The sequence below is a fragment of the Brenneria alni genome, from assembly GCF_003666245.1.
GTDB lineage: Bacteria > Pseudomonadota > Gammaproteobacteria > Enterobacterales > Enterobacteriaceae > Brenneria > Brenneria alni.
Genome location: NZ_MJLZ01000016.1, coordinates 23,613 through 39,351 on the forward strand (window position 1 = coordinate 23,613; position 15,739 = coordinate 39,351).

General features: G+C 57.3%; 6 protein-coding genes. 3 read left to right on the forward strand and 3 right to left on the reverse strand.

The window, feature by feature from the left end; all coding sequences use genetic code 11:
• Positions 1-3: 3 nt before the first annotated feature.
• From BIY29_RS09090 to BIY29_RS09100, 3 genes are all read right to left on the reverse strand, one after another.
• Positions 4-1,632 (reverse strand): (2,3-dihydroxybenzoyl)adenylate synthase, encoded by a 1,629-nt coding sequence (locus BIY29_RS09090; RefSeq protein ID WP_121574824.1) that lies wholly within the window; start codon positions 1,630-1,632, stop codon positions 4-6.
• On the reverse strand, positions 1,629-2,816 hold the full coding sequence (locus BIY29_RS09095; protein WP_121574825.1) for an isochorismate synthase: 1,188 nt from the start codon (positions 2,814-2,816) through the stop codon (positions 1,629-1,631). Before BIY29_RS09095 ends, BIY29_RS09090 begins: the two co-directional genes overlap by 4 nt.
• A gap of 151 nt (positions 2,817-2,967) precedes the next feature.
• Complete coding sequence (locus BIY29_RS09100) at positions 2,968-5,193, reverse strand: TonB-dependent siderophore receptor (RefSeq protein ID WP_121574826.1); 2,226 nt, start codon at positions 5,191-5,193, stop codon at positions 2,968-2,970.
• Positions 5,194-5,519: 326 nt separating this feature from the next.
• Between BIY29_RS09100 and fes the strand changes: the two genes are divergently transcribed.
• From fes to BIY29_RS09115, 3 genes are all read left to right on the forward strand, one after another.
• Entirely contained in the window at positions 5,520-6,815 is a 1,296-nt protein-coding gene (gene fes / locus BIY29_RS09105) for an enterochelin esterase (protein ID WP_121574827.1), read from the forward strand.
• Positions 6,816-6,839: 24 nt separating this feature from the next.
• Positions 6,840-7,070 (forward strand): MbtH family protein, encoded by a 231-nt coding sequence (locus tag BIY29_RS09110; RefSeq protein WP_121574828.1) that lies wholly within the window; start codon positions 6,840-6,842, stop codon positions 7,068-7,070.
• 81 nt (positions 7,071-7,151) lie between these two features.
• Entirely contained in the window at positions 7,152-15,716 is an 8,565-nt protein-coding gene (locus BIY29_RS09115; RefSeq protein WP_121574829.1) for an amino acid adenylation domain-containing protein, read from the forward strand.
• The last annotated feature ends 23 nt before the right edge of the window (positions 15,717-15,739 follow it).

Below are 15,739 nucleotides of genomic sequence, written 5' to 3' on the forward strand. Positions count from 1 at the left end.
GGGTTACTCTCCTGCAACGGATGGTTGGATAAGTTGCAGCGCCATCTCGCGCAACCGTTGTTTATCGACTTTACCGACCGGCGTTTCAGGTAACGCAGGCAGACTTTCAAAACGATCCGGCAATTTGTAATCGGCAATGCCCTGTTCACGCAGATGACGACGCAGCACCACGGATTTGATCACTTGTCGGCAAACGACAAAAGCGCAGCTTTTTTCCCCCATCAGTGGATCGGGGATCGCCACCAGCGCGGCGTTGAGCACCAGCGGGTGACGCAAGAGCAGATTTTCAATCTCTTCGGCGGCAATCTTTTCGCCTCCCCGATTGATCTGGTCTTTTTCCCGGCCAACCACCTGTAGGTAGCCGTTCTGGTGCTGGATCACGATATCGCCGGAGCAGTAGAAACCCTGTTCATCAAACACCTGCTGGTTATGATCCGGACTGTGATAATAACCACGAAAGGTATAGGGGCCGCGTGTCATCAGGCGTCCGGCCTGTCCGTAAGGCTGAGAGTTACCGTCGGCATCGGCCACCCAAACTTCGTCGTCCGGGCTGATAGGGCACCCCTGGGTGGTGAAAATAGAGGTATCATCGTCATCAAGGCGGGTATAGTTCACCAGCCCTTCCGCCATGCCGAACACCTGCTGTAGCTGGCATCCCAGTTCGGCAGGAATACGACGGGCCAGCGATTCGCTCAACCGGGCGCCGCCGACCTGCAATAATTTCAGACTTTGCAGCGCCTTACGCTGCCCGGCCAAAGCAACGGCTTCCAGCCACAGCGTTACCGCAGGCGGCACCAGCGCCGTCACGTTAATCTGGTGCTGTTCAATCAGCGGAAAACAGTGGCTGGCGCTGGGATCGTTCGCCATCACCACCGTTCCCCCCGCATAAAACACCCCCAGCGCGCCCGGTGAGCTTAACGGATAGTTATGGGCGGCCGGCAAGGCGCACAAATAGCGGGTATGTTCGTCAAAACGGCAAATTTCCACGCTGGCGCGGATACTGTAGTAGTAATCGTTGTGGGTTCGCGGAATCAGTTTCGGCGTACCGGTACTGCCCCCGGATAGCTGGAAAAACGCCACCTCATCCGGCGGCGTGGGCGAGGAAACGGCATCATCCTCTATTTCCTGTAGCAGATGGTTCAAATCACGTTCGGGATCGTCATCACCACGCAGTATCACCTGCCGTAAAGTAGGATGATTCTGCTGCAACGCCGCAATAAACGTATCGTCGTGAAACAGATCATGATGTCGATCGGCAATCAGCAGCGCAGGAGCTATCTGTTGCGCATAGGCGCTCAATTCACTGCGCTGATGATTGAACAACGCATTCACCGGCACCACGCCAACACGCAGCAGCGCGAAATAGGTCAGGTAAAATTCGGCGATATTTCCCAGCTGCACCAGCGCCGTTTGTCCGCGCCGTACGCCACGCCGCCTGAGGGCATCCGCCAGCCGGTCCGCCCCCTGGTTTAGCTGGCGATAGCTGAAGTGACGAGCACCGTCGATCAGCGCCAGCGCATCATTGTCTTGGTGACGGCAGAGGATATCGTTCAAAGGTTTGTCAATCCAATAGCCGCGTTCACGATAGCGCTGTGCCAGCGCAGCAGGCCAGCGGTTGAATTCAATCATCATGCGACACGCTCCCGATCATCGGTTATGCCGAAGGCGTGTAGCATGGTAGTCAGCTTCACACCGGTTTCGTTCCATTCGGAAACCGGTTGAGAATCCGGCACGATGCCAGCACCGGCAAACAGCGTCACCTGGTTTTTTCGCACTTCACCGCAGCGGATGGTGACCACCCATTCGCCGTTACCCAGCGCATCGCACCAGCCGACAATGCCGCCGAAGTATTGACGGTCAAAGGGTTCAAGTTCGGCAATCAGGGAGCGGGCTGCCTGGAACGGCGCGCCGCACAGCGCCGGGGTGGGATGCAGCAAACAGGCAATGGATAACGCATTTTCCCGCGGATCGCTGACCTCGGCGGTAATTTTGGTCGCCAGATGCCAGAGCACAGGCGTTGCAAGCAGTGACGGGGTTGCCGGTATCTTTAAGGTATGGCAGCGGGGAGCCAACATCTGCCGCATCGTGTCGATGACCAGCCGATGCTCATGGCGATCCTTGTCTGAATACATCAGCGACTGCTGCAACCGGCGGTTTTCCACCGAATCGTCACTACGGCGGGCCGAACCGGCAAGCGGTTGTGATGTAACCACATTCCCTTGTTTGTGCAACAGCAGTTCCGGGCTTGCCCCCAACAACACACTTTGCGCCAGCGGCACATGGAAATTATAACTGTCAGGGTTTTGCCGATTAAGCAGCAGCAGCAGATGCATGGAGTTTAGCGAGCGATCGGTTTCAATGTTCAGCAGACGTGAAAGCACTACCTTATCCAGTGCACCGCTGCGAGTGGCATTGACGCCAGCAGACACCATCTGACAGAAGGTATCATGAGCGGGGATCTGATGCTGTTGCCGGATCCGCAGCGGCGTTTCGTTCAGCACGGTATCCGCCAGAAGGCTACGCGCAAACCAGCGGCTGTGTTGGGGAATAAACAGGCAGGCTGGCTCCCTTTTATCAAACGGGATAGCACCGACGATCAGCGGGTTGGCTATCCCATCGTGCTGCGCTCGGGCGAAAAGCTGGCGCAGTTGCTGCTGAAAGTGGCCGTCAAGCGCCGCACCACTCTCCACCGGACAGTTCAGCGCCGCGTAACACCCGCGTGTATGCAGGCTTTTGTCCGGCGACAGAAAAAGAAAATCGTCTTTCAGCAGATCGCTGGCGCTCAGTTCGGGACGTGTGGCAGATAGCATAGACAAGATGTATTCCTTATGTTCTTTGAATAATAACCTGATGATTGGATTATTATTTTTGTTAATAAGGGTACTGCTGCTAACGAAATAGGTTGTTTGATCGTGGCGACGGGATACCGGGCGGCGGCACGCCAGCGCCCGGTATATTTGCCAGTTATTACCAGCTATAGCTGACGTTGGCGATAATGCTGCGACCTACGCCATAGAAGCAGGCGGTGGAGCCGCTACACGACGCCACATAGTGCTTGTCGCTCAGGTTATTGACGTTGAGCTGCACCTTGGCCCCTTTCAGCCGTGACGAGGCTTCACCCAGATCGTAACTCGCCATCGCGTCATACAGGGTATAAGCGGGAACCTTAAAACTTTCCGCATTATCACCATAGCTGGTGCCGATATAGCGCACACCGGCCCCCACGGTGAATCCTTTAAGCGCGCCATTCAGGAAGCTGTAACTGCCCCAGGCGGAGGCGATATGTTTCGGAATGGACGCTGGTGTCTTGCCCTCAGGATTGTTGTTGTTGACACTCTCTTTCGTTTCAGCATTGGTATAGCTATAGGCCGCCATCAGGCTGATTTCCGGCGTCAGTTGAGTACGTAACTCGGTTTCCAAACCTTTGGATTGCACTTTACCTATCTGTTCGTTGTACTGAGTCACACTGTTATAAGAAGTAATATTCTTCTGGGTAATATCAAACAGCGACAGCGTTAGGATTGTGTTGCTGCCTTTAGGCTGGAATTTCACCCCGATTTCCTTTTGTTCACCGGTCGTCGGCTTAAAGGGATCGGAATCTGGTGCGCCAGATTCCAGGTTCGGTTCAAACGAGGTGCTATAGCTGATATACGGCGAAATACCGTTGTCGAAAGCATACAGCAGGCCGGCACGACCGGTGAATTTGCTGTCATTCTGCTGGACGCTGGTGTTGTCGGTACGGTCTTGCGTGCGCACTTCGCTCCAGTCCTGACGGCCAGACAGCAACAGGTTCCAGTTATTCCACTCCAGTTGATCCTGCAAGTAGATGCCTACCTGATCGAGCTTTTTCCTGGTACTGGTGGTTAATCGCAGATCGCTATCCCCAACAAGAATGGAACTGCCGTAGATAGGATTAGCCCAGTCAAAATTGTATTGATCACCGCTGTTTCGCCAAAAGTTATAGTCACGATCCTGCCACTTATAGTCCAGGCCACCAATGACCGTATGTTTAACCGTCCCGGTGTCGAACTGTGCTTTCACTTGATTATCAATCCCCAGCTCATCGACCTTTGTTTCTTCGCGCTGCTGGCGTCGTGATAGCGACGTATCAGAGATTTCAGGATTACTCCAGCTGTAAACCAGATATTTATACTTTTCATCCAACTGTGAATAACGCACGTTCTGCTGGAATGAAAATACATCGTTAATAGTGTGATCGAAAATATAACCAATCGATGCCTGCTCACGTTTTGACTGATTCCAGTTCGGGTCGCTTACGTTCAGATCGTAGGGGATATAACCCGCGCTGGTAGATTCAACAGTGCCGATTTTGGGCAGGAAGTTACGTTGTCCGGCTTTCGGATCGTTCTGGTAGCTGGTCAGCAGGGTAAAGCTGGTATCAGGATTCGGCAACCAGGTCAGCGCCGGAGCAATGGCCACCCGTTGATTTTTATAATCCTTGACGAATTCATGTTTGGTGCCAGCTATGCCGTTCAAACGGTAGAGCAGGGACTGGTCGTCATTCAGCGCGCCGCCGAAATCAAACGCCGCCTCCGCCAAATGTTTATTGCCGCCGCTGAACTGCACTTTGCGGATATCCTGCGCCGTCGGGCGCTTGCTGGTCATGCTGATAAGCCCGCCGGGGCTGACCTGCCCGTACAGCACCGACGCCGGGCCACGCACCAGTTCCACCCGCTCCAACAGCCAGGGGTCTATTTTTCCTGACGTCGCCCCTTGACCATTCAAACCGTAGCTTAAACCATCCAGAAATTTCGGCGCATAACGAAAACCACGGGTCATCACTTCGTCATTACGGTTGGAAGAACCACGATAATTGGGTACTACCCCGGCAGAGTAGTTCAGCGCATCCGCCACCGACGACACCGCCTGGGCATCCATTTGATCACGAGTTACCACACTGATCGACTGCGGTGTTTTTACCAGCGGCGTGCTGGTTTTGGTACCGGCGGCACTGGCTTTGGCGACGATACCTTTCAGCGGTGCGGTGACGCTTTCCCCATTGCCTCCCGCCGTCACGACGATGGTATCGTCGCTGCTGGCTGCGGCATAGGCCAGGCCAGGCCAGGCCAGCGGAGACATCAGCAAAGTGGAGGTAATAGCCAGCGGTATACGGCGATGGTAAACACCGAAATTAATGAGACATGCTAACGGTTTTTTTGTCTTTTTAAACATACATTTATCCCTTCAGAAAACAGCCTTGTCATAGTTCACTCAAGATATTTTGAGCTTTTTAAACCATCGCAAGGGCCGGAGCACACCTCATCACCCCAGAGTAACAACCGGTTTTCGCGTGGCATATTGTCATAAAAAACAATCAGATACTTAATAACCAATGTTCTCTCAATTGGCAGAGAGATCGACATGTTATTGCAAATGTAAATGTATCTCAATATTATTCGCATTAACGTCAATGATTGTAAAGCAATCGGTTTACGCCATCGCTTATGTCATGAAAGGTAAGGAACGCAAACGTAATGGGAACGCCATGAGAGGTTTTAATGCTGAAAAAACAACCATCTGACACGGCTGTCGCGCTTCTGTCATCATCGTCGGCGGGGGATGATCGCTGGTGGCAACAGATAGCCGGAATTGGCACACCGTTAGTGGAAAGCCTGAGTGAAAAACAGGTTTACATCACTTTTTTCTGGCGCGATCCGGACGGGGATGAGCACCACTCCGCCGTTCAGCAAGTCTATATCGATATCAATGGCATCACCGACCATCACAGCGTTATGCCGCAAAGCCTGCAACGTCTGCCCGGAACCGATGTCTGGTTCTGGTCGCTGACGATTGAAGCGCAATGGCGCGGCAGCTACTGCCTGATCCCCATTACCCGCGAACAGTTACCGCCCGAATTTCATGGCGATGAAACACAGCGCGACCAGCAGCAGCGAGAGTGGTGGTGCTCGCTGTTTTCTTATGCCATTGCCGATCCCCTGAATCCGTTGAAACCTTATAACACCCATTGGGACTACCCCCTTTCCGCCGCTCACATGCCTGCCGCGCCGGCGCAACAGGCATGGCGGCAATGGGATAGCGGTACAGCCCCTGCGCCGGATCCCCGGCGATTAGCGTTTTTTCAGTGGCAAAGCGAGCAGTTGGGGAACCGCCGCCGTATCTGGTTGTATACCACCGGCGTAAACGAGGCAGAGGCAGCGCGGCCATTGGTGATTGTGCTGGATGGTCAGAAATGGGCGGAAGAACTCCCGCTGTTTTCCGCGCTGGATGCGGAAACCGCCAATGGCAGCTTGCCACCGGCAGTGTGGTTGTTCATTGACGTAATTGATATGGAGTGTCGTGAGCAGGAACTGACCTGCAATGCGGATTTCTGGCTGGCGGTACAGGCGGAACTGCTGCCGCTGGCGGCAGGCTATGCCGCTTTTAGCGACGATCCCGATCTCACGGTGGTATCGGGGCAGAGCTACGGCGGGCTATCGGCGCTTTATGCCGGTCTGTTCTGGCCCCAGCGCTTTGGCCGGGTACTCACGCAGTCAGGCTCTTTCTGGTGGCCGCACTTCACCACCCGACCGGGACGTGAAAGCGGCTGGCTGACGGAGCAGGTTCAGCAGGGGGCGGGCGGCCAAACGCCGCTGACCATCTTTCAGGAGGCGGGGAACCGTGAAGAGGGTATCAACGTTGTGAACCAACAAATGTATCAGGCGCTGATTGCCGCTGGCCACCGGGTGAACTACCGGGTGTATGAAGGTGGGCACGACTCGCTGTGCTGGCGCGGCGGATTAATTGACGGTTGCCGCTGGCTATTGTCCGGCAGGCATAACACCAATCGACCATGAAATTGAAATTGACAGGTGATCCCGATGAGTCAGGAACAGTTGAACCCTTTTGACGATGACAGCCTTACGTTTTTTGTACTGATGAACCAGCAGCAGCAATACAGTTTGTGGCCTGCATTTGCCGCGCAACCCGCGGGCTGGGAAAGCGTATATGGGCCGCAGTCCCGCGCAGCGTGCATTGAGTACACCGAAAAGCACTGGCTCGATATGCGTCCTGCCAGTCTGCGCACCGCGTCTTCAGCGCAATCGTCTTAAACACCATCGTCTTCAACACAATGCTAAGTGCAGAAACCCGTCTGGTTCTGTCTTTCCCGTTTACGAAGTAAGGAAAACACTGTGTCAGAAACACTCATAGCATCTGAGGTACAGGCTGGCTTTCAGGAACTACCGCTGGCAGCGGCCCAGCCCGGTATCTGGTTTGCGGATCAGATTGCCAGCCGGCGGAATGCGTTTACCGTCGCTCACGTCATTGAACTGTGCGGCCCGGTGGATCGTGATTGTCTGGACGCGGCGATACGTCAGGGACTGTCTGAAGCCGATACCATCCATGCCCGCTTTTATCTGAATGAAGCAGGCGTACCGGTTCAGCGGTTCCCCTGTCATTGCCAACCGCAACAGGTCAACGCGCCGGAATGGCTTGATGTCGGTCAGGAAGGCGAAGACGCCGCCCGTGCATTGATGCGAGACGATCTGGCAAGCGAGTTACCCGCCGATGGCCCACATCCGCTTTATCGTCAGGTGGTGATGCGGGTATCCGCCCAGCCGGAGCGTTGGTTCTGGTATCAGCGTTTCCACCATCTGATGCTGGACGGTTTCAGTTTTGATGCGCTGACCCGGCGGATCGTGGACATTTATAACGCCCTGCGTAATGGGCAATCCCCCGGCGATACCCCTTTTGTCTCTTTCAGCCGGGTGGTGGACGAATATCAGACATGGCAGACTTCTCCCGCCTACCAGCGGGCGGCGGCATTCTGGCAGGCGCACGCCGACGATTTACCCGCGCCGGTTTCACTGGCAAGCGACGTCTGTACGCCTGCGCCGCAGGGAACGCGAACGCTGCACCAGCAGGTGGACATGGCCGCGTCGCTGTTCAGCGCGCTCAAAACGGACGGGGGTTTCGTGCAGGCCGAACCGGCGGAAATCGTGATGGCAGCGCTGTATATCTATCTGTATCGCATGAGCGGCGCGTCACGCCTGTCCGTCGGTTTTCCCTTTATGCGCCGCATGGGTTCAGAAGCGCTGTGCGCCATCGGCCCGGTGGTTAACGTGTTGCCGCTCCAGTTAACACTGCACCCGGAAATGACGCTGGCCGACGTGACACAGGCGCTGCTTAACGAAATCAAGACGGTACGCCGCCATCAGCGTTATGAAGCAGAGCAGTTACGCCGGGATCTCGGTCGGGTCGGCAGCAGTGAGGGGCTGTACGGGCCGGTCATCAACTTTAAAGTGTATAACGCGGCGCTGAAGCTGGACGGCACGCCGGCGATTACCCATGTGTTGGCAATGGGGCCAGTGGACGATCTGGAGTTTGAGCTAGGTATGGATGACGGCACGCTGCACCTGACGCTGGTGGCAAACCCCGACCGTTATGATACGCAAACCTTGCAGTGGCATACGGAACGTATTGGTTATCTGCTTAACCAACTTGTGCGGCAACCCCGGCAGGCGATCAACCTGTTTCCCCTGATCAGTGAAAATGAGCAGCGGCGCATGGCGGGCTGGGCCTACGGGCCGCGTCTGACGATGCCGTCTGGCGCGGTATCCGTGCTGGATAAGCTGTTGCAACAGGTGGAAAAACAGCCGGACGCCGTAGCGGTTCGTTGTGGCGAGAGTAGTCTGAGCTACCGGGAACTCGCCGGGCGCGTCATGCAACTGGCGCGGGTGCTGATAGCGCGTGGGCTGGGGGCGGAAGATGTGATTGCCGTCGGTATTCCCCGTTCGACGGATTCACTGGTGGCAATATTCGGCGTACTGGCCAGCGGCGCAGCCTATATGCCGCTGGATCTGGATTACCCACGTGAACGCCTAACGCTGATGTGTGAGGACGCCCAACCGGTCTTACTGCTGACTCACCGGACCGTTGCCGAACAGATGCCGGATTTGCCGCAGACACTCTGTCTGGATGACGCAGACGTTAAGGCCGCATGCGGCGTTATGTCGCCACAGCCGGTATGTGACGCCGAACGCCGGGAAGCGCTACGCGGCGAACATCTGGCCTACATGATTTATACCTCCGGCTCTACCGGGCGACCCAAAGGCGTAATGAGCACTCACGCCGGGTTGCTGAATCTGCTGGTTTCGCACACCACTTTCCTGTTCGGCCCGGCGATAGAAACATTGTCCCGCCGCTATGACCGTCGCCTGCGCGCTGGTCATACCGCCTCTTTCTCTTTTGACTCATCCTGGGAGCCGCTGTTCTGCCTGATCCTGGGCTGCGAACTGTACATTTTCAATGAAGAGCTGCGGCGGGATGCCTGGTCGCTGGTACAGCATCTGCACCAGACGCCGGTTGATCTGATGGATGTAACGCCCTCTTTCTTTTCTCAAATGATCGACAGCGGACTGCTGGAGCCGGGCAATCCCAAACCAGGCTTTATCATGATTGGCGGTGAAGCCGCCACACCGCGGCTGTGGCAGTTAATGCGGCAACAGTCAGACATGGCGATCCACAACTATTACGGGCCGTCGGAATACACTATTGATACGTTGGGCGCTGATATCCGCATAGCCGCACAGCCGGTTATCGGCAGACCGGTAGCCAATACCGATGTCTGGTTGCTGGATCATCGTTTGCAGCCAGTGCCGCCCGGCGTAGCGGGAGAACTGTATATTTCCGGGCCGGGTATCGCACGCGGGTATCTCCGCCGCCCGGATCTGAGCGCCACCCGCTTTGTCGCCAATCCGTTCCGCCCCGGCGAAGTAATGTATCGCACCGGGGATTTGATGCGCTGGCGCAGCGACGGACAGTTGGCTTTTATCGGTCGGGTCGATCATCAGATCAAAATCCGCGGTTTTCGGGTCGAACTGGGCGAGGTGGAAAATGCGCTGGTCGCTCTGCCGGAAATCAGCACCGCCGTAGTGATCGCCGAATCAACGGGCGTCACCCACCGCTTAATCGGTTATTGCTCCGTGCCCGATGCCGCGCTGCGCAAGCAACCGGATCTCCCGGCCTCTTTGCTGTCGCAGCTCTCCGCGCAACTGCCGGATTATATGGTGCCGTCGGTGCTGGTAGTGATGGACGAATTGCCTTTGACCGTCAACGGCAAAATTGATCGTCAGGCATTGCCTGCCCCTCAACCGGTGAAGCAGAGCCAGAGCCGGGAAGCGCAAGGCGAACAGGAAGCATTGATCTGTCAGTCGATTGCCACGCTGCTGGGGCTGGAACGTATGGGGGCCGACGACGACTTCTTCGCCTCTGGCGGCGACAGCATTTCCGCTATGGGACTGGGTACACTGCTGCGGCGGGCAGGCTGGCAATTGTTTGCACGGGATATCTTCGCCCAACGCACACCGGCCCGTATGGCATTGGTGATGGAACGGCTGTCAGCACGGCACAGTACGCCACGTTCCCGACAACACGGGCCGATTGACGGTTTACCCATACTGCGCTGGTTCGCCCGGCAAGGGATCAACCGGCGCTTTGCCCACGGGGTATTTCTCAACGTTCCGGCGGCCTTGCAGCAAACCCATGTGGAACAGGCCCTGTCGGCGCTGCGCGATACACATCCCGCGCTGGCGGCTTTTACGCGGGACGATCGACTGATTGTCGGCGAACAGCCGCCGCTTGCCGTATCGTCATATTGCGATCTGTGGCAGATCACCGGCGATTTGGCCGTCAGCGCCGAACAGGCGTTTGATGCCGCGCTGGAGAAACTGCAACCGGCGGCAGGTTTGATGATGCAGGCCGTACTCTTACAGCAGGAAAATCAATCATGTGGTCTGGTTATCGTCATTCATCATCTGGTGGTCGATGGTGTGTCATGGCGTGAGCTGTTACCTGAATTACAGCAGACGGCAGAGGCTGTCATGAACGGGCAGACTCCCCTGTTGACGCCGGAAGCAACGTCGCTGCATGACTGGTCAGCCTGGCTGCTGGCGGATCTTCCCCGACGCCGGGCTGAATTGCCGTTCTGGCAGTCCATGTTACGGGAACCGCTGCCTTTGCTGGGGCAGCGACCGCTGGAACCGGCGCAGGATCGTCAGCACACGCAACGTGAAAAACGGCTGTTGCTCGACGCAACGCGCACTGTCGCCCTGCTGACCTCACTGCCACACCATTATCGCGCAGGGGTGGAAGAAATGCTGCTCAGTGCGTTGGGACTTGCCTGCCACCGCCATTACGGCATATCGCAACTGCGCGTAATGCTTGAATCTCATGGCCGGGCGGAAGTGGAAAACGGGATGGATGTCTCCCATACCGTTGGCTGGCTGACGGCGGAATACCCGGTACATATGGTCTGGCCGACAGCGCAGGCAGACACGCCCCGGCAAGCGGTTCGGGCGGTCAAACGCGTGTTGCGGGCGATACCGGATCGCGGCATTGGCTACGGCATGTTGCGTTATCTGGATGAAGCCAACGCCGACACGCTATCGGCGCTGGCACAGCAACATGCGCCTGAAATTCTGTTTAACTATCTGGGACGGTTCAGCAACGGCAACAGTCTGTGGACGCCGCAACGCACCACCCACCGTTTTCGTGACGCTTTCGCCGTCGCGCAGGAAAGCCAAACACCACTCAGTTACCCATTGGAAATCAATATCTTTGTCGACGAACAGTCGCCAGAGCCGCGTCTGGCCATTCATTGGGAATGGGCCGAAGGCATCTTCACTGAACAGGATATTGACGCGCTTCATCAGCATCTGGCGCAGGCCGTTGATACCCTGACGGACTTTGCTCATCGCCATCCGGCGCAGGCGGCGGATACGCTGGTCGCGTCGGAAGTGATGCTCGATGGGGTAACAGACGACAGCCTGCTACGGCTAAGACAGGTACACGGCCCGCTGGCCACGATATTGCCGGTGTTGCCGCTACAGCAGGGATTGTTGTTCCATGCCCAACTGGCGGATAGCGCTGGCAGCTATAATTCCATGACGCGTTTGTCACTGGACGGGCCGCTGGACAGCGCGCACCTACAGCAAGCGCTGGAAACCGTCGTCCGTCACCATCCACAACTGACGGCGCGTTTCGATACCGAGCAGACTCAGACGCCGCTGCAACTGTTGCCGGTTCTGCATGATAATGAAACCTACTGGCCGTTGGATGTGCAGACACTGCCCGCGCTGTCGCCACAGGACGAAGCCGATGCGCTGTCGGCGCTGGAAAAAACCGAACTGGAACGCGATCTGTTCCGCCAGCCACAAGCCATGCTACATGCGTTGCTGGTACAGCATAGCGAATCGTCCCGCCATACGCTGTTTCTCAATGCCCACCATCTGGTGGTGGACGGCTGGTCGACGCCGATACTTCTGCGCGATCTGTTCACGGTACTTCATCACGGTGAAGCCGCGCTGGCCGCGCACCGGGTCAGTTACCCGCAGATTGTCCGCCAATTGGCGGCGCGGGATGCCGCCATCTCCCGCCAATGCTGGCGGGAGGCACTGCAAGGAAGCAGGCCGACGTTGCTGTTTGGCGAACAGCCGCACACCAGCGAAGTACGTGAGCTGGAACTGCTGCCGGAACCCCGGCTGGAACAGGCGATGACGCAACTCTGCCGACGGCATGGACTGACGCTCAACACCTTGATGCAGGGGATTTGGGGCCTGCTGTTAAGTAGCTATAGCGGCGCTAACGAGGTGATCTTCGGCTCACCGGTATCAGGCCGTTTTGGTCAGACAGACGGGCTGGACGCGCATATCGGGTTGTTCAGCAACACGCTGCCGGTGCGCATCACCTTTGCCGCCGATCAGCCATTGCCGGATCAGCTTGTCGCGCTTCAGTCCCGGCAAATTCAACTGATTGAACATGACTGTCTGGGGCTGGGGGAAATTCAGCAGTTGGCTGGCACCGGAACGCTGTTTGATACGTTGCTGGTAGTGGAAAATTACCCTGATCAAAACGGCCCTGATCGCGGCATCACTGGCAATGGCGCACAGGGGCTGCGCTGTAGCGGCATCAATAACCGGGGCTATACCCACTATCCGCTGACGCTGCTGGTATTACCGGGTAAGCGTCTCCGCCTGCTGATGGAATACCGCGACAGCGTGCCGCATCCGCAACGCCTGGCGCAACGGCTGATGATGTTGCTGGAACAACTGATCCAACAGCCGGATTTACCACTCAGCGCCTGGCAACTACAGATACCGGAGGAACAAGCGCTGCTGGCCTCGATAAATCAGACCGCGCATCACGTCCCGCCGGGTACGCTACATCAGGCGGTGGCTGAACAGGCTCGCCGTACCCCTGATCGCATAGCGCTGGTGGACAGCGATCACCAGTTGACCTACTGCCGGATGCGGACACAGACACAACTGTTGGCAGGCCGTCTGGTCGCCGCCGGCGTACAACCGGGAGATATTGTGGCGGTTGCCCTGCCGCGTTCGGTGCGGCTCAGTCTGTCGCTGATGGCCATCCTGGAGGCCGGGGCCGCCTGGCTGCCGTTGGATACCGGCTATCCTGATGAACGGCTGGCGCTGATGGTGGACGATGCTCAACCACGTCTGATTATCACGCAAAGTGACCTGCAATCACGGTTTGCGCCGCTGGCCTCCCTGTTGCTACTGGATAAACTGGCGGATGAACGACAATTGCCGACCATGCCGCAGATAACGGTCGCGCCCCGGCAGGCCGCCTATGTGATTTACACCTCAGGCTCCACCGGGCGGCCAAAAGGGGTGGTGGTCAGTCATGAAGCCATTATTAACCGCCTTTGGTGGATGCAGGACTGCTACCAACTTAGCGCCGACGATGTGGTGTTACAGAAAACGCCCTGTAGCTTTGATGTATCGGTATGGGAGTTTTTCTGGCCGTTGATAACCGGCGCCCGTCTGGTGATGGCGCCGCCGGAGGCGCATCGCGATCCCGATGCGCTGTTACAGCTAATAGATGATTATGCGGTAACCACGCTGCATTTCGTGCCTTCCATGCTGGCGGCCTGGGTGAACGCCGGGGCAAAACGTCAACAGGTCGGCTGTACCAGCCTGCGACGGGTATTCTGTAGCGGCGAGGCGCTGTCACGTGAACTGGCGCTCAACTATCAGACCTTGATCGCCGCACCGCTGCATAATTTGTATGGTCCAACGGAAGCGGCGGTTGATGTCACCTATCAGCCCGCCTCCGGCGAGGCGCTGGCCGCTATTCACGCCCCCGGTATTCCGATTGGTTTACCGGTATGGAATACCCAACTGCGTATTCTGGACGGCTATCTGCGTCCGGTGCCGGTAGGTGTGGCCGGTGATTTATACCTCTGCGGCATTCAGTTGGCGGAAGGCTATCTGCGTCGTCCTGATCTGACAGCCAGCCGTTTTGTTGCCGATCCGTTTGCTCAGGGGGAACGGATGTATCGTACCGGGGATATCGCACGCTGGCTCGACGATGGCGCAGTAGAATACTTAGGGCGCAGCGACGACCAACTGAAAATCCGCGGCCAACGCATCGAGCTGGGGGAGATTGAACAGGCGCTGCTGGCGCAACCGGGCGTTATACAGGCGGTGGTCTGCGCCCGTGAGGGGGTGAATGCCGCCTTAACCGGCGCCGATGCGCGTCAACTGGTGGCCTGGCTCATCCCGGAAACCGACGTCACGCTGGATATCGACAGGCTGCATCAGGCAATGGCGCAACAGTTGCCAGCGCATATGCTGCCGGTCAGCTATGTGCTGATGACCGCCTTTCCACTCAGCGCCAACGGTAAGCTGGATCGTAAAGCGTTACCGGCGCCGGAAACGCATCGGGAAAGTGGCCGCAAGCCAGCCCCCGGCACGGAGTGCCTGCTGGCGGCGCTGTTTGCCGACATTCTGGCGCGGGAAACGGTGTTTGCAGATGAGGATTTCTTTGCGCTGGGGGGGCACTCGCTGCTGGCAATGCAACTGGCGGCGGAAATCCGTCGCCGTCTGCATCAGCCGCTAACCGTCGGCCAAATTATGGTGGCTCGCAGCGTTGAAAAAATCGCGGCGCTGCTCGACGGCAAACAGGCTACCGACTCGGCGGAAAGCCGGGGAGTTGGCGAAACCTTGCCGTTACGCGCAGGCCGTGGCCCGGTTCTGTTTTGTCTGCATCCGGCCTCCGGTTTTGCCTGGCAATACGCGGGATTGCTAGGCTACCTCGGCGGCGAGTACCCGATAGTCGGCCTGCAATCGCCACGGCCACAAGGGGTGATTGCCCGCTGTGAGGATGTGGCGGCAATGTGTGAGCATCATCTGGCCGCGATACGCCGCATTCAGCCTGAAGGCCCGTACTGCCTGCTGGGCTATTCGCTGGGCGGCACGCTGGCGCAGGGGATCGCCGCACGGCTGCAACAGGCGGGGCAACCGGTGGCGTTCCTGGGTCTGCTGGATACCTACCCGCCGGAAGGACAGGACTGGACCTGCCCCAGCGAAGAGGAGGCCCGTCAGGACGTCGCCCATGAACAGGCCGCCTTTATGGCTGCAACGGAAGAAGAGTCGGATCCCCAGTTACGGGCTGAAAAAGCGGCGATGTTCAACAGTATCGTCGCCAACTATAAAGATGCGGTGCGTTTATTGTCGGGCGCCACGACGCCTCATTATGCGGGCGAAGCAACGCTGTTCGTCGCCACACATAAGCTACCGGCAGGTATGGATGTACAAGCCACCTGGGCGCCCTACGTCAACACGCTGGTGACGTATCCTCACGCCTGCGAACATGCCGATATTCTTTCACCGGCATCATTGACGCATCTGGGACCGCAGTTGGATCGGCTGTTGTCCGGTTTACCGCAACTGGCATAACGCACCGGTGATGGAAAGAAAAT

Coding starts and splice junctions, on each gene's coding strand:
- BIY29_RS09090 (WP_121574824.1), bottom strand. CDS start 1,632: ATGATGATTGAATTCAACCGCTGGCCTGCTGCGCTGGCACAGCGCTAT.
- BIY29_RS09100 (WP_121574826.1), bottom strand. CDS start 5,193: ATGTTTAAAAAGACAAAAAAACCGTTAGCATGTCTCATTAATTTCGGT.
- BIY29_RS09110 (WP_121574828.1), top strand. CDS start 6,840: ATGAGTCAGGAACAGTTGAACCCTTTTGACGATGACAGCCTTACGTTT.
- fes (WP_121574827.1), top strand. CDS start 5,520: ATGCTGAAAAAACAACCATCTGACACGGCTGTCGCGCTTCTGTCATCA.